Genomic DNA, 20,423 nt, shown 5'->3' on the forward strand with positions numbered 1-20,423 from the left:
GCCCTACAGCTACGTTCTGCGCCAGCTGAGGAAGTTTAAAAAGTGGCTTTCACAATGGCGAAGCGGGGCGAAGTGCTTTGGTAAGGATACAGCACGTAAGCATCCGACTGGTTGCGGCGCGTGATGGTGGTGGGGCTAACGGCTCCGGTGGCAAAGCTGCCGGCGGCGGCTGCCGTAGCCCAGGCGTCGGAGCTAGTTAGTCGGAACACGGTGCTTTGGCTACCTGCCACGACCAGCAGGGTTTGGGCATTGAGCAGCAGCAAGCCATCGGCTCCTACCAAACTCTGGGCGCTGGTCACGCGGGAAAAGCTGCTGGGGTTGCTCAGCGGTACCTTAAACAGCGTGCCGTCATTGGATTTAGCCACCAGCAGGTAGCCATCAGGGTGATACACGATGCCATTCAGGCCAAAGCCCATGCCGCCGCTAAGCTGCGCATTCTCCAGGAAAACTGTAGCTACGCCCTGAGCATCTACCTTATAAATAATCGGTGAAAGGCTGTCGGTGATGTAGGCATTGCCTTGTCCATCCACGGCTATGTCGTTGGCGAAATGGTTACCAGCTGGCCGCAGACCGCCCAAATCGACGTAGGAAATCAGGCTGCCACTGCTGGCATTATATATAGCCACGGCCGCTAGCTTACGCAACGTAGCGGCCGTGGAGCGGCTGGTATTAGCGCCATTATCCGACACGGCCACCAGCAGACGCTGCCGGCTGGCATCCAGGTTTAGGCCAATGGTGGAAATCAACCAGGCATCATCGGCGAATAGCGTGTAGGTGCTGTCGTCGCGCACGCTGCCTAGTTGCCCCTTGGTGCGGGAGCTGACCAGGAACCGTTTGTTGGCCTCATCATACTGGATGCCTTCGGGGTGCAAGCCGGCCTGGGCCACATTGATGCGGGTAGGTGCTGCCGGCTCGGCAGCTGTGTCATCCTCATCGTCAGAGCAGCCTGCCAACATGCCAGTCAGGCCAAGCACCAGAGTTGCCAGCCGAAGATATTGTGCCAAAGGTCGCGGCGCAGTTGTAAGGGAAGTAGTAAAGCCAAGCATACGAGCTAAGTTAAAGGTCAACAAATCAGGTAGCTACTCATACGTGCCTCGGCCAGAAGAGACTACGCCCAGCGTTACTTTCAGGGCAGTAAATAGCTCTTTCGGCAGAGTGGTAGCAGGAAGGTTGGCTTCCGGGAGTTGGCGTAAGCCTCACCAAGTATAGGACTAGGAATGAGTCAGGCGGCGCCCTACCTTGCAGAGATTTTCGAAATTATCGTACGCTGCATTCTCTTCACTTTCACTACTAAAAACCATGATTACCCTCTTTATTCGCACTACCAGCCGCTTAGGCGCAGTCATGCTACTGATGCTACTCTCGCTCAGCGTGCATGCCCAAAACGTGGCCATCAAGGGCGACGTCATCACCGTAGACAAGAAGCCCTACGCTAAGCTGGCCAAAGGCGGAAGCATGCTGATGAAAGACTACACTCTGCTGACGCTGGATGACAAAGAGGTGATGAAGGCGAAAGGCAACATTACCGCCTTGCCGAATAACGAAACCTTCATCTATTACATGATGACGTTTCAACCCGGCGGCGAAACAGCCGAAATGAGCAAAACCGGTCTGAATTTCGCCCAGCAGCTAGCCGAAGCTCTAGTGAAAAACGAGGTGATGCGCGACGGGCAGCCCAACCCGGATGGTATCAAGCGCTTCCGCGAAGCCTACAGTGAGAAGCTATCCGCCAAATATGCCGCCGAAACCGAGAAGCAGAACAACACGAAGCCACTAGAATACAAAACGGTTGACCGCTCCCGTAGCAACCAGGCGGGCATCAGCTATAACAAGCGTACTAAACGCACCGAAATCGTGCAGGGCGACAAAGTAATCGGCTACCTCAACCCGGTAAGCAACGAATCGGGCCGCTCCAACTGGGCTATCGTGTTACCAGACGGCCTCTCCATTGCGGAAGTAACTATTGAAGCCTGGATGGCCGACTCTCCCGGCGCCCGCGACATTACATACAAGATGCTGGTGAAGAAGGACAACAAGTATCATAACCGTTCGGCAGTAGGGGGCGTGGCCGCTGCTCAGCAAGATGCCATTCAGTACCTCGTGCTGGGCGGCTACTTGTAGTAGGGTACCGCCCACTGGTGCAAGGGGCTCTGGATAGTAGGCGCTGAATCTGCCGAAGTCGGGTAACGGAATGCCCTCGATTTAACAGGTTGGCGGCCAAGAAGCTATTTCGCTAAATACAAAAGCCCCGCTGGCACTCTGCCAGCGGGGCTTTCTACTGTTTGCACTCCGGGGTTACCCTACGGTCGGGAGTTCCACGTTCACGAAGCGAATCTGGTCGTCCTCCAGCACGGCTTCCACCACGGCGTCCTTGCTCACGCGGCCCGAGAGGATGTCCTTCGACAGCTCATTCAGCACTAGGCGCTGCAGTACGCGCTTCAAGGGCCTAGCGCCAAACTGCGGGTCGAAGCCTTGCTCGCCAAGGTGGTCCAGCACCTCATCGGTGGCCTCCAGCCGGATGCCGGCTTCTTCCAGGCGCTGCTGAATCTGGCGGAACTGGATGTCCACGATCTTGCGGATTTCGCGGCGCTTCAGCGGCTGGAACATCACAATTTCGTCGATGCGGTTCAGGAACTCGGGGCGCATGTGTTGCTTCAGGCGCTCCACCACTTCCTCGCGGGTGCGGTCTACCACTTCGTCGTGGTTGTACTCATTCAGCTCTTTGAAATTCTTCTGAATGATGTCGGCGCCCGTGTTCGAGGTCATGATGATAATGGTGTTCTTGAAGTTCGCCACCCGACCTTTATTGTCGGTGAGGCGGCCATCATCCAGCACTTGCAGCAGAATGTTGAACACATCGGGGTGAGCCTTCTCGATTTCGTCGAGCAGAATCACCGAGTACGGCTTGCGGCGCACGGCTTCCGTCAGTTGACCACCTTCGTCGTAGCCCACGTAGCCGGGAGGCGCCCCAATCAGCCGCGACACGGCGTGGCGCTCCTGGTACTCGCTCATATCGATGCGCACCATGCTGTTCTCATCGTTGAAGAGGTACTCGGCCAGAGCCTTGGCCAGCTCGGTTTTACCCACGCCGGTCGTGCCCAGGAAGATAAACGAACCAATCGGCCGCTTGGGGTCCTGAAGGCCCGCCCGCGAACGACGCACGGCATCGGAAATGGCCGCAATGGCTTCCGTCTGGCCGGCTACACGCTTGCCCAGCTCTTGCTCCAGATTCAGCAGCTTCTCGCGGTCCGACTGCAGCATTTTGCTTACCGGAATACCGGTCCACTTGGCTACTACCTCGGCAATATCTTCAGAAGTCACTACCTCTTGCAGCATCGAGCCACCGTCCTTGCCTTTATCGGCTTCGGCCTGGGCCTGCAGTTCCTTCAGCTTGGCTTCGGCTTCCTGAATCTTGCCGTAGCGCAGCTCCGCCACGCGGCCGTAGTCGCCCTGGCGTTCGGCCTGGTCGGCCTCCAGCTTGTAGCGCTCAATGTTCTCCTTTTCAGTCTGAATGCTGGTGAGGGCCGATTTCTCGTTTTCCCACTGCGCTTTCAGCGAATCGCGCTTGGCGGTCAGCTCGCTCAGCTCTTTGTTGAGCACATTTTCCCGGTCGTGATTTTCCTCGCGCCGGATGGCTTCGCGCTCAATTTCTAGCTGCATGATGCGGCGCTGCACCTCGTCCAGCTCCACCGGCATGGAGTTCAACTCGATACGGAGCTTGGCGGCGGCCTCGTCCATCAGGTCGATGGCCTTATCAGGCAGGAACCGGTCGGTGATGTAGCGCGAGCTGAGCTCGACGGCGGCAATTACGGCGTCGTCGGTGATGCGCACGCCGTGGTGCAGCTCGTACTTTTCCTTGATGCCGCGCATGATGCTGATGGCGTCCTCAATGCTGGGCTCGTCCACCATCACGGCCTGGAAACGGCGCTCCAAAGCCTTGTCCTTCTCAATGTACTTTTGGTACTCTTTGAGGGTAGTGGCCCCAATGGAGTGCAGCTCGCCGCGGGCCAGGGCCGGCTTGAGCAGGTTGGCTGCGTCCATGGCGCCTTCGCCGCCACCGCCGGCTCCAATCAGGGTGTGCATCTCGTCGATGAACAGAATGATCTGGCCTTCGGAGTCGGTTACTTCCTTGATGACGGACTTGAGGCGCTCCTCGAATTCGCCCTTGTACTTGGCGCCGGCAATGAGCAGGCCCATGTCTAGGGACATGATGATTTTGTCCTGAAGGTTTTCGGGCACGTCGCCGGCCACGATGCGCTGGGCCAGGCCCTCCACAATGGCGGTTTTACCGACGCCCGGCTCCCCCAGCAGCACAGGGTTGTTCTTGGTGCGGCGGCTCAGAATCTGGAGTACCCGCCGGATTTCCTCGTCGCGGCCGATAACCGGGTCCATCTTGCCGGTACGCACCTGCTCGTTGAGGTTGCGGGCGTAGCGGTTGAGGCTCTGGTATTGGTCTTCGGCGGTCTGCGAGGTTACCTTGCGGCCTCCGCGCAGTTCCCTGATGGCCGCTTTCAGATCTTTCTCGTTGAAGCCGGCGTCCTTCATCAGGGTAGCTACGGCGTCTTTGCCGCCCAGCAGCCCCAACAGCAGGTGCTCCACCGACACATATTCATCGTCGAACTCTTTCAGAAAGCCGGTAGCGCGCTGCAGGGCCGCGGCGGCTTCGTTGGAGAGGTAGGGCGAGCCCCCGCTTACTTTGGGGTAACCCGTTACGAGTGCATCGAGGCGGGGCGTGAGGATGTTGAGGTTTACGCCCAGCTTCTTGGCCAGAAACGACAGCACGTTCTCGTCGCTCTGGAAGAGGCCCTTCAGCAGGTGGCCGGTTTCAATGGCCTGCTGCTGGTTGCCCCCGGCAATTTCAGTGGCTTTCTGCACGGCCTCCTGTGCCTTGATCGTATAATTATTAAAGTTCATGGTCGCTAAGATCTAGGTAGGTGCTTCGGGTTAGGAAGTTCTACGAGATGCTTAGCAAACGGGGTGCAGAAGAACTTTAACGGACTTTTTGTCTCTATTTTGTGTAATTTGAAAATGACATATAGACAAAGTGTCTTAGTTTTGCTCGAATACTTTATTGGACTCATGTCGTTTCTCATAAACCTTAAGCCTGATAAACGCTCTCATCATTGGATTAATAAATTTGTATCTAAGGTTAACACCCTGCCCAATTTTCTCTAAAATCGGACCTTTCTCATTCTTGCACAAAGCATCTAGATAATATCTAAAATCACTAGTCGTCATATTTGATTTAGTTTTTTTCTTGCCTTTGAAATGTGCTAAAGACGCACTATTGGTGAAGCAGTCATATTCATCTAGTTTAGCTGAAGCACATGCAGCTAATACTTCCTCAAAGTGTGAAGGTCCTTTAGAATTTATTATAGCTTTTTGATAAGAATTTCTTAAAGACTGTGCCGTGGCATGTATTGCTCTCTTCACCGCATAGGTAAAATGCTGTAAGGATATAGTGTTAACATCTTGATTGATTGAATACCAAGCAGAAGATTTGCATATAGCATGCGTATAGTGTGGAAAGCCTGAAGAATACTCGATTATCTTATCTCTGACATTGTCTATTATTTCTAGCTCTAGTTTCTTTAATCCATTATCGATTATTTCTTTCAATTCCTCATCGGACATTCTTGGCATTTGAATCTGCATCAAGCATCTTTCTAATGAAGGATGTTCTCCAAGTAGAGCACCAACACTATCTGCAATTCCAACGATTAAAATAGTTACGTTCGGAACATTGTCGGATAACGCTTTAATCGTATCAGCCATTCTTGTGCGAATGTTTTCATCTGTTATACTATCGAATTCATCAAAAATAATTAATAGCTTAGTTGATAAATTTTCGAACACCTGAAGAATATCAGATGAATCAATTTCATCTTTAGGAGGTAGAAATAAATCAAGCTGAACAGCCTCTTGTCTGATTTCAGCCTTAAAACCTATGCTCTTGGAGCTTGAGTAGAATCTTATTTTCTTCAGAGCTTCCTGCCAAATAGTTTTGAAATCCTCAGTCCTGTTACATGTTACTTTAGTCGCCACTACATCGGGAAACATCGTAGTGGCCATATTGGCAAGGGAGGTTTTTCCAACGCCCCTGTCACCATAAAGAACAGCATGTGCTCCTCTTTGAGTTACTGCACTATACAAATCACTAAGTTGACCAATCCTACCATAAAACAAATCCCTTTTCTCAATAGGAGCGGTAGGACTGAATACATCATCCAGCTTCAATAATTTATCCTCTTTAGTCATTAACTTAAGCTTGCTCATAGGATTTGAGTTTAATTAAATGATTTTTGCAGCGTGAGTACAAGTAATTTGTTGAAGACAGTGGTTAAAAGCTGGTTATCCAATTCGAATCGGCGGAACCACGGGCCGCAAGGTGTCGCTGAGGGCGTTGGAGAAATCGGGGTAGAGTGCCTGAAACATAAGTTGAGCTTGCTGCAACAAGTCGGGGTAGTGGCCTAGCGCGGCTTTGTTAAGCAAAAGATACGCGTTGGTTTCCGGGCTATGCTGATGCTCCCAGCGTTCGGGCGGGAAAAAGTCGCGGGCCAGTTGGGAGTAGATGCGGAAGCGTTGGCCGTTGGTGGCGTTTGCTCCTTCCTCGGGTTTGGGAGTACCAATAAAGCCGCCGGAAGCTAGCGGGTCGCGCTTGAGCAGATACAGCATCACCGACAAGCAGGTATTGAGGATACGGATGGCTTCAGCGGGGCCATCGTTGGTTTGGAAGTAGTACTTAGGTTCCGGGTCTTGCTGGTAACGGTGTGCCTTTAGGTAAAACTTAAGCACGTAGATGTGGTGTTGGTATTGCTCAACTTGGATAATGTAGTGCCGTCCCTTTCTGGTTTTGAAGGGACAGATAAACCGCTCAAGCAAAAAGCCGCCCGGGGAGTAGGGCGGCTCTTCACGAATAAAGCGAAATGGGTAAGCATTACCCGGAAAATCAGCGGGAATCAAAACAGGTAGGGATAAGCCTTACGGCGCTTAGATGCTAAATCCTCCGGCTGTACTGGCCGGAAGGCTACCGGCTGCACAGGAGCCGTAGCCTTAGGAGCATTAAGCTGCGTAACCAGCTTTGGGGTGCAAGCAGAGGTGGAAGTTGGGTTTTTCATTAGAACAAAGCTACCTAATTGTCTGCAAAAAGTAGTTGCTATCAAGGGCTTAACGATATAGGCAATTCTTGGGTTCAGCTATTGCATAGAGGCTGAAAGTAGCAACATTCATCTAGTAATTTCCTCACTACCGGCCCAAACCCGCGCCAGCCAAACCTGCCCGCCGAAACAGCCACCCCGCCACTACCCACAACCCGGCAAAAATGGTATTCAGCACAATCACCCACAACACTCCCAGGTTCAGCTCGGGCCGCCAGATAGCCATTGCCACGAACGGAACGGCGAACTGCGCAAGCGCGGTTGCAAACATAGCCTTGGCCATGCCCTGCGGCTGAAGTTTCGCCAGAATGGCCCCGATGAAGCCCACGGCCAGTACACCGGCGTAAAGTAGGTTGGCGGGGTTGTCTTCGCTGCCAATGAAACCCACGGCCAGGTTGCCCCACACGAGCAGGAGGGAAGCCGCTACCGCTACGCCCACGGCCAGTTTATACGCACCGCTGCGGCCCCAGCTGGCTACCAGCAAGTATAGGAGCCCCAAGACAAGCAGCAGGATGCCCGCCATTACAAGATGAGATGTGGCCATAGGAGCAGGTAGGTAAAAGGTAAGAATGATGTGTTTCGTACGTGGCACTTTTAGGCTAGGCGTTGGTTCAGATTAGAGCCAATGGTGCTGGCGCGGCGGAACAACCACCCCGATACGGCCCAGATGGCGGCGAAAGCCCCATTGGCTACCAACACATTCACTAACCGCACTTGGGGCTCGGCAGCCGCGCCCGTGGGTGTCCAGATGAACAGTGCAACGGCAGTGACCATCACGTAGGTAAAAGACGCCGCAAACATGGCGTTCGACATGCCAAGCGGCTTGAAGCGCGCGGCAAAAGCACCAATCAGGGCCACTGCTAGTACCCCGAGGTAGAGCAGGTTAGCCGGGTTATCTTCACTCCCAACCAATCCCACTGCGGCATTGGCCCACATCAGCATGAGCCCGGCGACAACGCCCACGCCTACCGCTAGCTTGTAGGTGAGGTTGTTCCACTTGCGGGCAATGAGCACGTACGTCAGGCCCGTGCCGAACAGCATAACCGCCGCGAAGACGAAATCCGAAAACGTCCAGTTTACCTCGTGCGTGAACTGCATGGCCACGAGAGGAATGAGTAGTAACAGGCCCGTGGCCAGCGCAACGCGAAGAATGCTTTTGGTGAGTGTCATGACTAATGGGTTTTTGAGGTCAGATGTAGAGAAAATGCTGTTGTTACGGGTAGTATGTGGTGCTGCCAAAAGGGTAGGCGGCTATTGTTGTTGCTGCTCCTTGAGCGCTTTGCGAAAGGCGGCCTCTGCCTTCGTAATGTCTTCGATATACCCCTGCCGGTCGATGAATGGCAGCACCGGGTCCGGGGCCGTGGCGCGTTCCTGCGCTTTGCGCTTCAGGCTGAAGGCGCGCGCATGAGAAGTCAGGTAGATGTCAGTAGGAAGGCTGCGCAGTACACGAAAGCTATGCTCGAAATCGGCCCGAATACCGGGGTAACTCTCGGGTTCCACGAGTGAGGCAGTCGGGAGCAGCACCATATCGGTGGCAAGCACGGCAAGCAGCTCGCGGCCACCATGCTGCACAGGAAATGCCCAGGTAGTACAACCCGGGGTGTGACCAGGGGTGGCATGCGCCGTCAGGCGAATAGGCCCGAGCTGTACTTGGGCGCCGTCCTTGAACTGGTGGTCGATGCGAGGGGGCGGATACTTGAGGAGGCCCACGGCAGCCAGAATCCGGAAGGGCCCAATGGTTGGGTCGGTGGCCCCACCGGTGGCAACAATGTCGGCATCCCGCTCATGAATCCATAGCGTGGCTCCCGAGGCCTTTTGCAGGGCGGCCAAACCACCAGCATGATCGAAGTGGGCGTGCGAGTTGAGCAGGACTTTTACATCCTTAATAGCAAAACCCAGGGTAGCAATGCTTTTCAGAATCATGGGGGCGGTACCGGGGTAGCCCCCATCAATCAGCACATGGCCTACCGGGCCAGTAAGCAGAAAGGACGTTACATCCCGGGTACCCACGTAGTACAGGTTGCCCGCAATGCGAAATGGCTCCCGGGGCAGTTGGCCGCCATGGTCTGAGGCTTCCTTCCATTTGCTCAAGAGAAATCCCACGCCCACGGCAAGCAGCACCGCAATACCCGCTAGAATTTTCCGCTTTCGGCCCGTGCCGTTTTTTGTGTTCCCTGCGCTTTTCATGGGTACAGACCCGCAGATTTTTAGAGGAGACGCTGCTTGTTGTAGTACGCAGTCAAAAGTACTTTGTTTTTCAAAGCAAGCAAGCGAAATCCAATAAATTTTCTTTGCCCTATGTACCAGAGGGTAGCAACCTACCCCAGCCGGATGGCTCTTTCCACGCCCAACTGCTCCAGAAATACCTCGTCGTGGGACACCACTAGCAGCGTGCCTTGGTAGTCGTGAAGAGCGGTGGTTAGAATTTCCAGATTCTGTAGGTCGAGGTTGTTGGTGGGCTCATCCAGAATAATCAGGTCTGGCGCTTGCTGACCAATCATCAGACAGCACAGGAGCAGCCGCATTTTCTCGCCCCCGCTCAGGGTGCCACAGGCTTTGCTCCAGGTGGCGCTGGTAAACAAGAAATGGGTCAGGCGAATCTTTACTTCGTGCTCCTGCAGCCCCGAGCTATTAAATTGCCAGGCCTGCTCGAACACGGAAAGGTGGTCGGTGAGCAGAGAATATTCTTGGTCGATGAACACGGCCTTGTTTGCCGCCCGCGCTATCGTCCCGAGCGTTGGTTTCAGGTAGCCCAGCAGCAGCCTAATGAGCGTGGTTTTACCCGAGCCGTTCAGCCCGTGCAGTGCCACTCGTTCGCCACTGTGTATCTGAAAAGTGAGGGCTGCCGGCCACAGCAGGCGGGTACCGTAGCCATAGTTAAGCTCCTGAGCGGCGAGGAGTAGCTTGCCTTTGTGCAGGGTAGAGTTGTCGAAGTCGAGCTTGATTTTGTCGGTGGCTGGCAGTTCCCTACGTAGTTCGCTTAGCTCCTGAGAAAGCTCGCCTACCTTCTCGGCATGAATGCCTTTGAGGCGGGACGTGCTCTGCTCGGCACTGTTGCGCATCAGGTTTAGCACAACGGTGGGTAGGCCAGCTTTGTCCTGGTTTTTCTTGCCGCGGGCATCCAGCTTCTGCTTGCGCTCCAGGGCTTCGCGCTCGGTTTCCTTAGCTTTGCGCAGGGCAGTTGCGCGGCTCTTCACGTCCTGGTTGAGCGCAGTGCGTTCCAACTGCTTTTGTTCGGCATAGAAGTCGTAATTGCCCCCGTACAGAGTGATGCCGCGCCGGCTTATTTCCGCAACTGAGCCGAGCAGGTTCAGCAGTTTCCGGTCGTGGCTTACTACCAGCAGGGTGCTGGGGGTAGTCCGGATAAGCTCGTAGAGCTGGTGCCGGCCGGCGCCGTCCAGGTGGTTGCTGGGCTCGTCGAGCAGTATGATGCCAGGCTGATGAATGGCTACGCCGGCCAGAAAAACCCTGGTCTTCTGCCCCCCGCTGAGGCTAGCCATCGGCTGGGTTAGGTGTAGCGCCGCCAGACCCCACTGTTGCAAGGCTTCCTGGCTTCTCTCCTCAAGAGTCCAGTCGTCATCCAGCACCGCCAGGTTGGCTTCCGTGGCCTGACCCTCCAGAATATCCTGCAGGGCCCTGATTTTATCATGGATGCCGAGGGCCTGGGCTACGGTAAGGTTATTGAACTGCCCGAAATGCTGGGGAACGTAGTACGGCTGGGAACTGGCGTGCACTAGCCCGCCGGACGGTAGTACAGTGCCCGCAAGAAGTTGAAGCAGCGTAGACTTCCCAACGCCGTTGTTGCCAACTAGCGCCATCTTCTGGTGGTGATTTACTACCAGATTCAGTTGGTCGAAGAGCACGTCTTTATTGGGGTGTGCGTACCCGAGGTTTTGTAGAAGTAGCATAAGTTCTTTCTTGAAAAGCAACCAGATATAGCCGCCCACGGAACGGGGTAGCTACTCGACTTTCGAAAGAAATCAGCTATTACATAAACCGGTGTTTTCTGCTAACGAAGGCGAATGTACAGTTTTTCACGCAATGCCACTGCCGGAGCCAACCCGAAGCAAATACGTGTCAATAGGCTGAATAGCAAGCGTTAACCAAGAAAGGCCAGGCAAGGACAGAAGTAGTGAGAAGAAAATTTGACTGTGAAATGACTCACTAGGTCATAAGCGCAGTCAGGATTTTTGCCTTGTATATAACCGTCTGGCAGAGGCGAGGCGCGAAAGAAGCGAATCAGCTTTTTCAAATTGGGCAGGCCATTGCGGGAAGCCCGGGGGTAGTATTCAGCTGGCTAATGCTTATTTCTTTGGAGTCCAGGGCGCTAGCTGATAAATTTGCTCTATAATTTTCTTAATGCGTACCATTTCTGCTCATGTTGCTTGCTGATTTACTGGAATTAGGCTTTCGTGATTCTTCGGAGTGCCCACCTGCCTGGCAGGACAAAGGGCGCGTAATCTGCCGGCACTTCGACAGAGCCTTAATCAGCGTGCTGTGGTATTCTGACTCTTCCGAAATTGAAGTGCTAGTAGGACCGGTGCATTCCCCGCTGCTTCACTTCCGGTCTTCCTTGCTGACGCTAGCGAACCTACAAGCCCTGTTGCGCGACTATTGGTCGGCGGCATAATTCATTAGGGTAGCTGTAACCGTGCTACCTACTCAGACACGAGGCCCTACACGCAATACGGGCCCGGTACGCACTGTACCGGGCCCGTATTCGTACTATTCTGGGAGGCAACACTAACCCAGTAATTAGGCTGCCTTTGCCGGCATGGTTTGCTGCAGCAGCCACTGATAGAGCTTATCCACGTCTGCTTTGCGAAACAGCTCGGTGCCGGGATTCATGGTCGCGGCCGTGCCGCAAGCCACGCCCAGGCGCACCGTTTCCTGCACCGAAAGGCCCGTAGACAGCCCGTACACCAAGCCTGCCACCATGCTGTCGCCGGCCCCTACGGTACTGCGCTTTTTCACGGCCGGAGCCGGCACGTGGTCTACCAAATCTTGGGTAACTACGCAGGCACCCTGCGGACCCAACGACGTAACTACAATTTCGCATTTGCCCTCCCGCACCAGCTTGTGGGCGGCCTCGGCCACGGCTTCGCTGTCCAGTTCATCAACCCCGGCCATTTTGCTTAGCTCGCCCACGTTGGGCTTTGCCAAGTATACACCCTCGGCCAGTACCTGGTGCAGGGCTGGGCCCGAGGTATCAATGACCACCTTGATGCCCAGCCCTTTGGCGGCCCGTACAATGCGCACTAAAAAATCGGGTTCTACTCCGGGGGGAAGGCTACCGCTGATAACCAGAAACTCGGGTACCGTGGCCAGGCCTTTTAGGGTAGTCAGAATTTGCTGCTGCTCCTCCACGGAAAGCGGGGTGCCGGGCATACCGAAGCGGTACTGCTGGCTGGTGGTAGCATCTACCACGATGAAATTCTCTCGGGTGCGGCTCACGGTTTCAACCGGCTGCTGCTGAATGTGTTCTTGCTCCAACAGCTCCCGCAGCAGCGCACCGCTGGGGCCGCCCACCGGAAATACCGCTACTGAATCGGCGCCGAGCCGCTTAAGGGCCCGCGAAACATTGATGCCGCCCCCGCCGGGCTCGAATTTCGGGGCCGCGCACCGCAGCTTCTGGTCGGGAATAATTTGGTCGGCGGTGGTGCTTTTATCGACGGTAGGGTTCAGGGTCAGGGTGACAATAGGCTTCATGGGAGCAGCAGTAGCAAATGAGTGGGACCGGATAAGGATCGGCTACCAACGAGGTAATACGCGTATGTACTGGTAGTCGCGCACTTGGTTGCGCGAAGGCCCGGCCTACTGCCGCTAGGCTCCGCCGGCTCGGCCGCTGGGTGCCAGCCGGCGGCAACTGCAAAAACTGCCGGAATTATTCGTCCTTTGCGGGCCTATTTCCTTCTTTTTTGTGCTCTATGCAGGTTAGTGACCTTTCCCTCCGAACCGTTGACGTGACGCGCTACGTCACCCCGCTGCGCGAAGGCGGCTCTCTGCCGGCCCTGGTGGAAGCCGACGACGGTTTTCTGTACGTGGTGAAATTCCGGGGGGCGGGCCAGGGGCTGAAGGCGCTGATTGCCGAGCTAATTGTGGGCGAAATGGCGCGAGCCTTAGGCCTGCGGATCCCAGAGCTGGTATTTTGCCAACTCGATGAAGCCTTCGGCCGCACCGAGCCCGACGAGGAAATTCAGGATTTGCTCCGCTTCAGCACCGGCCAAAACCTGGGTCTTCACTACCTCTCCGGGGCCAGCACCTACGACCCCCTAGTAACCACCATTGAGCCCCGGCTGGCTTCCCTAATTGTGTGGCTGGACTGCCTGACGCTGAACGTGGACCGCACCGCCCGCAACACCAATCTGCTTATGTGGCATAAGGAATTGTGGCTGATTGACCACGGTGCGGCCCTGTACGTGCACCACGCCGGCCCCGGTTGGGCCGAGCCGCGGCCCCGGCCCTTCGCCCAAATCAAAGACCACGTGCTACTCCCTCAGGCTAAGGAGCTGGCCGCCGCCGACGCCGAAGGCCGCGCCCTACTCACGCCCGAGCGCATCCAGGCCATTGTGGATGCCGTGCCCGCCGATTGGCTAGCCGAGCCCTCCGTGACCGTGGAAGAGCAGCGCCAGAACTATGTGCGGTTTCTTACCGCCCGGCTCGCCGCATCAGAAACCTTTGTTCAGGAAGCCGAAAATGCCCGAAAAGCACTTGTTTGAGTACGCCGTTTTGCGCGTAGTGCCCCGCGTGGAGCGCGAAGAATTTCTGAATGTCGGGGTGATTGTGTATTGCTCGGCGCAGGGGTTTCTGCAGGCCCGCTTCGAGGTGCCCGAGGCCCGGCTGCGTGCCTTTACCGGCGACCAGCTTGACCTAACCGACCTGACCGAGCGGCTGCAATCCTTCGAGCGAATTTGCCGGGGCCGGAAGGAGGGCGGCCCCATCGGGCAGCTGCCGCTGGCCTCGCGCTTCCGCTGGCTCACGGCTACCCGCAGCACCGTCGTGCAAACCTCGCCCGTGCACCCCGGCCTTTGCGAAAACGCCGCCGACACCCTAGCCCGGCTGCATGCCCAGTTGGTGCAATAGCCAGGCGCAGGGTGGTGCTACTGCTGCATTTGTGTGGCTGTGCTTGAGGGTTGATTACAGTGTTTGTTGTTCGTATCAATCGGTCAGAAGCTGCTGCTCGCGGAGCCAGTCGAAAATCAGTTGGTCTACGGCTGAAACCCTGGGCCGGTCGGCGTAAGTAAGCCACACGACTTCCTCAATTTCAGCGGCGGGCTGCAGGGTGCCAGCGTACGTAGCGTAGTAGCAGGTCATCTGCACCAGAATGCCCTCCGCGTGGCCGTGGGCGGGCGCCGTGAAGGTGCCAGCGTGTACCAGAGTAGCCGCATCCAGCTCTACGGTCAACTCTTCCTTGATTTCTCGCAGCAGGGTTTGGGCGTCCGTTTCGCCAGCTTCGCGCTTGCCGCCAGGAATGTAGTACCGGTCTTTGCCACGGCTGCGCGTACTGAGCAGGCGGCCTTCGTGCAGGTGCAGCCAGGCAATTTTGTCGATGAGGGCCATGAGCAAACGGTTGAACTCGGAACGGGCTATAAAAAAGCTTGCCGACCCTTAGAAGGCCGGCAAGCTAGTACAAGAGCAGCTAGAGGTAGGCTAGTTTACAGCCTGATAGGGGACGCCCATGTTCTGGAACAAGAAGGCCCACTTGTCGGTCTGCTCACTGATAACCTGGGCCGTGGAGCGGCCGGCGCCGTGGCCGGCTTTCGTCTCGATGCGGATGAGCACCGGAGCGGGGCCTTGCTGGCTTTCCTGCAGCTTGGAAGCAAACTTGAAGGAGTGGGCCGGCACTACCCGGTCGTCGTGGTCGGCGGTAGTTACCATGGTGGCGGGGTAGGCGGCGGGCTTCAGGGCGTGGTAGGGCGAGTATTTGTAGAGGTACTCAAACATTTCCTTGGAGTCCTGGGCCGTGCCGTAGTCGTAGGCCCAGCCGGCGCCGGCCGTAAACTGGTTGTAGCGCAGCATGTCCATCACGCCCACGGCCGGGAAGGCTACCTTGAACAGCTCGGGGCGCTGAGCCATGGTAGCGCCCACCAGCAAACCGCCGTTCGAAGCGCCCGAAATAGCCAGGTAGTCCTTAGAGGTGTAGTTGTTCTTGGTCAGGTACTCGGCGGCGGCAATAAAGTCATCGAACACGTTCTGCTTCTGCAGCTTGGTGCCGGCCAGGTGCCACTTCTCGCCGTACTCGCCGCCGCCCCGGATGTTGGGCACGGCATAGATACCGCCATTCTCCAGCAGAATGATGTTGCTGGTGCTGAAGCCGGGCGTGACGCTGGAGTTAAAGCCCCCGTAGGCGTAGAGCAGGGTCGGGTTCTTGCCGTTCATCACCAAGCCTTTCTTGTAGGTGATAATCATCGGCACTTTGGTGCCATCCTTGGAGGTGTAAAACACCTGCTTCGACTCGAACTTGCTGGGGTCGAACTGCACGCCGGCCTTCTTGTAGACGGTGGATTTGCCGGTGGCAATGTCGTACTCGAAGATGGTGGGCGGGTAGATGTAGGAGGTGAAGGTGTAGTAGGTTTCCTTTTCCTCTTTTTTGGTACCGAAGCCACCAGCCGTGCCCACCGAAGGCAGCGTAATAGCCCGCTCCTTCTTGCCGTTCATATCGTACTGCTCAATAAGAGAGGTAGCGTCCTTGAGGTAGTTGGCGAAGATTTTGCCACCGCCGGTGCTGACGTTCAGCACGTTCTGGGTTTCCGGAATCAGGTTTTTCCAGTTGGCGGGCTTGGGGTTGGCCGCGTCCACGGTTACTACCCGGTTGTTGGGCGCATTCAGGTTGGTGAAGATGTAGAGCTTGCTGCCCACGTTGTCCACCACGTCCACATTGCTTTTCTCGTTGTCCACTACCTGCACAATGGGGCTGCCCGGCTTGCTCAGGTCTTGGATGTACAGCTCATTGCCGGTGGTGGTATTCGCCCCACTGATAACCAGGAAACGCTCGTCCTCGGTCAGGGAAGCGCCGATGTAGCGGCGCGGTGTTTTCTCGCCCCCGAACACCAGCTTATCGGTGTTTTGCTTGGTGCCCAGCTTGTGGTAGTAGAGCTTGTGAATCTGGGTTTTGCCGGCTAGCTGGCTGCCCGCGGTGGGCTTGTCATAGGAGCTGTAGTAGAAGCCGTCGTTGCCTTTCCAGGCCAGGCCCGAGAACTTCACGTCCTTGAGCGTATCACCCACGATGCTCTTGTCAGCGGTTTTCAGTACGATGACCTTGCGCCAGTCGGAGCCGCCTTCCGAAATCTGGTAGGCGGCCAGTGAGCCGTCCTTGGTGAAGTTGATGCCCGCCAGCGAGGTAGTGCCGTCCTTGGAAAACTTATTCGGGTCGAGGAACACTTCCGGCGCCCCGTTGCCCACCTGCCGGTACAGCACCGACTGACTTTGCAGGCCCGTGTTTTTGCTGAAGTAGGTGTACTTGCCTTCCTTGTAGGGGGCGCCGTACTTCTCGTAGTTCCACAGAGTTTCCAACCGCTTCCGGATGGCCTCCCGGTAAGGAATCTGGGCGAGGTAGCCCTGGGTCACCTTGTTTTCCTCCTGCACCCAGGCCTTGGTGTCGGGGGCCTGGTCGTTTTCCAGCCAGCGGTAAGGGTCGGCTACCTTGGTGCCGAAGTAGGTGGTAACGGTATCTACCTTCCGGGTTTGGGGGTAGGGCTGGGTTTTGATGGGCGCTTGGGCGGCGGCTTGGGAGCCTACCAGCAGAACCGCCAGGGAAGGAAACAGTCTTTTCATCGTGAGGAAGTAGGGTGCAGAAAGAAGATGTGCTTCGGGGTAAGTGAACTGTCACAGGCAAGATAAGAAAGCTGCGTCCAGTCTGCGCTACACCAGCCGTTGCTTCTAGCGGAAAGCCGCTTCCCCAGAACCCCAAGCCAGGTGCCCTGCGTAGGCCCAGGGCCGGCTACTTTAGCCGCACGCCTTTCCTTTTGCTATATGCCCACCATATATATCGGCTGCTCCGGCTTTTCGTACCGCGACTGGAAAGGCGTGTTCTACCCCACCGACCTACCCCCGCGCAAGTGGTTTACCTACTACTGCACCCAGTTCAACACCCTGGAGCTGAACGTGACCTTCTACCGAATGCCCGAACTCAAGGCCTTTGAACAATGGTACCAGCAGAGCCCGGAGGACTTCCAGTTTGCCGTGAAAGCGCCCCGGCAGGTAACGCACTACAAGAAGTTCGGGCCGGAAGCGGAGCCTATTCTGGCCGAGTTTTACGCAACTATCCGGGAAGGACTGGGCCAGAAGCTGGGCCCAGTACTGTTTCAGCTGCCACCCAAAGCCGCCTACACCGAGGAGTACTTAACCCGCATTATCGAGCAGCTCGACCCGGAGTTTCACAATGTCATCGAGTTTCGGCACCCAAGCTGGTGGGATGGGGAAGTATTTCGGCGGCTGGCCCGTCACGGCATCAGCTTTGTGGGCCAAAGCCACCCGCTACCCCTGCCCGATGAGGTAATCATCAACACGCCGCGGGTGTACTACCGCTTTCACGGCGTGCCGGATCTGTATAAGTCGGCGTACAGCCCGGAGTTTCTGACGCGGGTAGCCCACGAAATTGCCGCGGCCCCGGAAGCGCAGGAAGTGTACCTCTACTTCAACAACGGCATCGGTGGGGTAGGAGCCCTGAATGCCCAGCAGATGCAGCAGCTGTTCAAGCAGAGCACCCAGGAACAGGCCACGTGCGCAAATTGACGGGCGTTTGCTACCCTAAAACGCCCCGACATACTTTCTAGCGCGTTATTTCAGCCGGAACTGAAGAAGCCCACCTGTACCCCAAAAACACGTCATCCTGCGCAGCGCGAAGGACCTTATCATGCCTGGACAAGTTTCGTAATAACGGGCTCGTTCAAACATGATAAGGTCCTTCGCGCTGCGCAGGATGACAGGTAGAAAAGTGCGGTTGCCGTCTAGCGGTAGGTCACCCGTCGTGCCTTCTATACCCTGGTAGTAGGATATTTTCTGCTGGCGTATAGAAGGCACGGCGGGTAGCGGCGTCGAGAGGCGCAGCTTAGTCGTTTCCTGCGGTGGGATTCTTGCCAGAGGACGTGTTCATAGCAGTTTCACCGGTTTGGCCTTCGCCGCTCTTCATGCCGGCCCGGTTGCCTTTCTCAGTAGGAGCCGTCATGCCAGTACCACTATTCATGTCGCCGGCTATTTGGTTTTCAAAGGACTCAGGTCGGTTACCCACGGCTACGTGGGGCTGGCTGGCCTGGCCCGGCAAGCCACTGCGCACCGACCGGTCCTGATCGGTGGAGCCTAGGTGCTGGGCCTGTTCCGAAGACTGGTTGCTGATTTTGTCGTTGGCGTTGGCCCCGGAGTTGGGGTCGTGCTGGCTGCGTTTTCCAGATTGCTTAGACATGCTCGTAAGGATTAGGTGGTGGGAATATGGCCGACAGACCAGTCCGTTAATTCCAGCGTCGGGCCCGTTAGTGGTACGCTGCCCGGCAGGCGCAGTTGCGTTAGGAGCGGAAAAACCCACGGCAGTACTGTTAAGCTCATCTGTTGTTAATCAATGGGTTAGATAGGCGAACTTGGGGAACCGTCGATCTGGCTTCGCGCTACGTAAGCAGCGGCAGTTTGGCGCCCTCCGGTATGGGTAGGCACCGGGCGCGGCTAGCTCGACATAACTTTCCGGCCCGGGTGCTACGTACGCTTCAGGTACCCTTACGTATCTGTTCGGCCATGATGAAACGGGTAGTTGCTACCTGGCTTGCCAGTTTACTTCTGCTGACGGGCCCGGCGGCCTGGGCCTGCCAGGTGTGCCGCCCCCGGGTGCACGCCGGGATTCACAACGCCGAGTACACCGCCAACCTACTCCTGTTGCTGCTGCCCGTGGCGGTAGTGCTCCTCGTAGGGTTGGGCTTGTTCTACGCTCCGACCCTCAAAGCTCGCCTAACTTCTCCCTCCGCCCATGACTGAGCCCCTACACCGTACCCCTCTAATTGCCGCCGGCCTGCTGATGGGGGCTGGGCTGGGTGGCTTCGTGGATGGCATTGTGCTGCACCAAATTCTGCAGTGGCACAACATGCTCTCCAACCAATTGCCGCCCAACACCTTGGTAGCCGCTAAAGTAAACATGTACTGGGACGGGGTATTTCACGCGGCGGTGTGGGTGCTCACGGCCATCGGGCTGCGGGTGCTGTGGGCCGCCAGCCGGCGCCTGGATGTAGCATGGTCGGGGCGCACGTTGGTGGGTGGGCTGCTGCTGGGGTGGGGCCTGTTCAATGTGGTGGAAGGCCTGATTGACCACACCCTGCTCGGGCTCCATCACGTGTATGAGTACACCGATGAGAAGCTGCCCTGGGATATGGCTTTCCTGGCTTTTGGGGCCTTGCTGCTGCTGGCGGGCTGGGGCTTCATTCGGGCGGGCCGCCGGGATGTTAGGCCGCGCACCGCTTACCAGGCTTAAGGTATGCCGATGCTTTCTTCAGGCGCTGCTGCGCCACCTTCAACCACCTACCACATTGGCTGCTCGGGTTTTCACTACAAGCACTGGAAAGGCGTATTCTACCCCGAAAAGCTACCCCAGCGCCGCTGGTTCGAGTTTTACCACCAGCACTTCCGCACCCTGGAGCTGAACGTGACCTTTTACCGGTTTCCTCAACTTTCAGCCCTAGAAAGCTGGTACCAGCAAAGCCCCGCAGACTTCCGGTTTTCGGTGAAGGCGCCCCGCCTAATTACCCACTACAAGCAGTTCCACGACTGCGCCCAACTGCTCGCCGACTTCTATGGTACGGTACAGGAGGGTCTGCGCGAAAAGCTGGGGCCTGTGCTCTTTCAATTGCCCCCGCGCCTCACGTACTCGGAGGAGCGGCTGGCGCGCATCGTGGAAAGCCTCGACCCGAGCTTCCGCAACGTAGTGGAGTTTCGGCACCCTAGCTGGTGGCTGGGCCACGTGTACCAGGAGCTGGCCCGGCGGCGCATTGCCTTTGTAGGCCAAAGCCACCCGGCCCTACCCGACGAGGTAGTAACCAACACGGAAGTGGTGTACTACCGCTTCCATGGCGTGCCAGAGCTGTATAAGTCGCCGTATCCGGAGGAATTTCTGCGCCGGGTGCTGGGCCAGATTCAGGCCGCCGGACAAGTAAGGGAAGCCTACCTCTACTTCAACAACGACATCGACGCCTCCGCCATCGGCAACGCCCGCCAGATGCAGGGAGTAGTCGGGGCAGCTAACGAGTAGCGGGTAGCAGTAGCTTTAGGTAGGTTATAATAAGGTGGTTG

Annotated in this window: 20 protein-coding genes; 8 read left to right on the plus strand and 12 right to left on the minus strand. The window is 56.5% G+C overall.

The features are described 5' to 3' along the window. Window positions 1–35: 35 nt before the first annotated feature. Entirely contained in the window at window positions 36–1,004 is a 969-nt protein-coding gene (locus MWH26_RS01565; protein ID WP_247975765.1) for a gluconolaconase, read from the minus strand. Between the two features lie 295 nt (window positions 1,005–1,299). Here MWH26_RS01565 and MWH26_RS01570 point away from each other — a divergent pair, with 295 nt between their 5' ends. Beyond that, complete coding sequence (locus MWH26_RS01570) at window positions 1,300–2,121, plus strand: hypothetical protein (RefSeq protein WP_247975766.1); 822 nt, start codon at window positions 1,300–1,302, stop codon at window positions 2,119–2,121. A gap of 174 nt (window positions 2,122–2,295) precedes the next feature. On the opposite strand, the gene clpB is transcribed toward MWH26_RS01570, so the two are convergent. The 7 genes from clpB to MWH26_RS01605 all read right to left on the minus strand — a co-directional run bounded on the left by clpB (window position 2,296) and on the right by MWH26_RS01605 (window position 11,065). After that, window positions 2,296–4,914 carry an ATP-dependent chaperone ClpB gene (clpB, locus tag MWH26_RS01575; RefSeq protein WP_247975767.1) on the minus strand — a complete coding sequence of 873 codons (2,619 nt, stop codon included), beginning with the start codon at window positions 4,912–4,914 and terminating at the stop codon, window positions 2,296–2,298. Between the two features lie 135 nt (window positions 4,915–5,049). Further along, entirely contained in the window at window positions 5,050–6,276 is a 1,227-nt protein-coding gene (locus MWH26_RS01580) for an ATP-binding protein (protein WP_244694820.1), read from the minus strand. Between the two features lie 75 nt (window positions 6,277–6,351). Then, window positions 6,352–6,963: a hypothetical protein gene (locus MWH26_RS01585; protein ID WP_247975768.1), complete on the minus strand. Its 612-nt coding sequence runs from the start codon at window positions 6,961–6,963 to the stop codon at window positions 6,352–6,354. Window positions 6,964–7,245: 282 nt separating this feature from the next. Further along, complete coding sequence (locus MWH26_RS01590; RefSeq protein WP_247975769.1) at window positions 7,246–7,701, minus strand: hypothetical protein; 456 nt, start codon at window positions 7,699–7,701, stop codon at window positions 7,246–7,248. 50 nt (window positions 7,702–7,751) lie between these two features. Continuing rightward, window positions 7,752–8,327, minus strand: coding sequence for a hypothetical protein (locus MWH26_RS01595; RefSeq protein ID WP_247975770.1), 576 nt, complete (start codon window positions 8,325–8,327; stop codon window positions 7,752–7,754). 81 nt (window positions 8,328–8,408) lie between these two features. Then, window positions 8,409–9,344 (minus strand): subclass B3 metallo-beta-lactamase, encoded by a 936-nt coding sequence (gene bla, locus MWH26_RS01600; protein WP_247975771.1) that lies wholly within the window; start codon window positions 9,342–9,344, stop codon window positions 8,409–8,411. Between the two features lie 131 nt (window positions 9,345–9,475). After that, a complete protein-coding gene (locus MWH26_RS01605) occupies window positions 9,476–11,065 on the minus strand; it encodes an ABC-F family ATP-binding cassette domain-containing protein (RefSeq protein ID WP_247975772.1) in 1,590 nt (529 codons plus the stop codon). A gap of 470 nt (window positions 11,066–11,535) precedes the next feature. On the opposite strand from MWH26_RS01605, the gene MWH26_RS01610 reads away from it, so the two are divergent. After that, window positions 11,536–11,787, plus strand: a complete 252-nt coding sequence (locus MWH26_RS01610; RefSeq protein ID WP_244694830.1) for a hypothetical protein — start codon at window positions 11,536–11,538, stop codon at window positions 11,785–11,787. A gap of 125 nt (window positions 11,788–11,912) precedes the next feature. Here MWH26_RS01610 and MWH26_RS01615 read toward each other — a convergent pair whose 3' ends face one another. Further along, window positions 11,913–12,866: a 1-phosphofructokinase family hexose kinase gene (locus tag MWH26_RS01615; RefSeq protein ID WP_247975773.1), complete on the minus strand. Its 954-nt coding sequence runs from the start codon at window positions 12,864–12,866 to the stop codon at window positions 11,913–11,915. A gap of 218 nt (window positions 12,867–13,084) precedes the next feature. Between MWH26_RS01615 and MWH26_RS01620 the strand changes: the two genes are divergently transcribed. Further along, window positions 13,085–13,876, plus strand: coding sequence for a HipA family kinase (locus tag MWH26_RS01620; RefSeq protein ID WP_244694832.1), 792 nt, complete (start codon window positions 13,085–13,087; stop codon window positions 13,874–13,876). Beyond that, complete coding sequence (locus MWH26_RS01625) at window positions 13,854–14,240, plus strand: DUF3037 domain-containing protein (protein ID WP_247975774.1); 387 nt, start codon at window positions 13,854–13,856, stop codon at window positions 14,238–14,240. Before MWH26_RS01620 ends, MWH26_RS01625 begins: the two co-directional genes overlap by 23 nt. 75 nt (window positions 14,241–14,315) lie before the next feature. Here the strand turns inward: MWH26_RS01625 and MWH26_RS01630 are convergent, their stop codons facing one another. Both MWH26_RS01630 and MWH26_RS01635 read right to left on the minus strand, forming a co-directional pair. Beyond that, the gene (locus MWH26_RS01630) at window positions 14,316–14,717 is read right to left on the minus strand and encodes an NUDIX hydrolase (protein WP_247975775.1); all 402 of its coding nucleotides are present in this window, start codon (window positions 14,715–14,717) and stop codon (window positions 14,316–14,318) included. 90 nt (window positions 14,718–14,807) lie between these two features. Next, window positions 14,808–16,931, minus strand: coding sequence for a prolyl oligopeptidase family serine peptidase (locus tag MWH26_RS01635; protein ID WP_247975776.1), 2,124 nt, complete (start codon window positions 16,929–16,931; stop codon window positions 14,808–14,810). A gap of 198 nt (window positions 16,932–17,129) precedes the next feature. Here MWH26_RS01635 and MWH26_RS01640 point away from each other — a divergent pair, with 198 nt between their 5' ends. Then, entirely contained in the window at window positions 17,130–17,891 is a 762-nt protein-coding gene (locus MWH26_RS01640; protein WP_247975777.1) for a DUF72 domain-containing protein, read from the plus strand. Window positions 17,892–18,207: 316 nt separating this feature from the next. On the opposite strand, the gene MWH26_RS01645 is transcribed toward MWH26_RS01640, so the two are convergent. Next, window positions 18,208–18,558, minus strand: a complete 351-nt coding sequence (locus tag MWH26_RS01645) for a hypothetical protein (RefSeq protein ID WP_244694841.1) — start codon at window positions 18,556–18,558, stop codon at window positions 18,208–18,210. A 323-nt stretch (window positions 18,559–18,881) separates the two neighbouring features. On the opposite strand from MWH26_RS01645, the gene MWH26_RS01650 reads away from it, so the two are divergent. Genes MWH26_RS01650 through MWH26_RS01660 form a run of 3 tightly spaced genes read left to right on the plus strand, consistent with a single transcriptional unit; the run spans window position 18,882 to window position 20,382 of the window. Continuing rightward, a complete protein-coding gene (locus tag MWH26_RS01650; protein WP_247975778.1) occupies window positions 18,882–19,118 on the plus strand; it encodes a hypothetical protein in 237 nt (78 codons plus the stop codon). After that, on the plus strand, window positions 19,111–19,608 hold the full coding sequence (locus MWH26_RS01655; protein WP_247975779.1) for a DUF2243 domain-containing protein: 498 nt from the start codon (window positions 19,111–19,113) through the stop codon (window positions 19,606–19,608). The genes MWH26_RS01650 and MWH26_RS01655 overlap by 8 nt, the downstream gene beginning before the upstream one ends. Before the next feature lie 3 nt (window positions 19,609–19,611). Beyond that, the gene (locus MWH26_RS01660) at window positions 19,612–20,382 is read left to right on the plus strand and encodes a DUF72 domain-containing protein (protein ID WP_247975780.1); all 771 of its coding nucleotides are present in this window, start codon (window positions 19,612–19,614) and stop codon (window positions 20,380–20,382) included. Window positions 20,383–20,423 lie beyond the last annotated feature (41 nt).

Source organism: Hymenobacter sublimis, from assembly GCF_023101345.1.
GTDB lineage: Bacteria > Bacteroidota > Bacteroidia > Cytophagales > Hymenobacteraceae > Hymenobacter > Hymenobacter sublimis.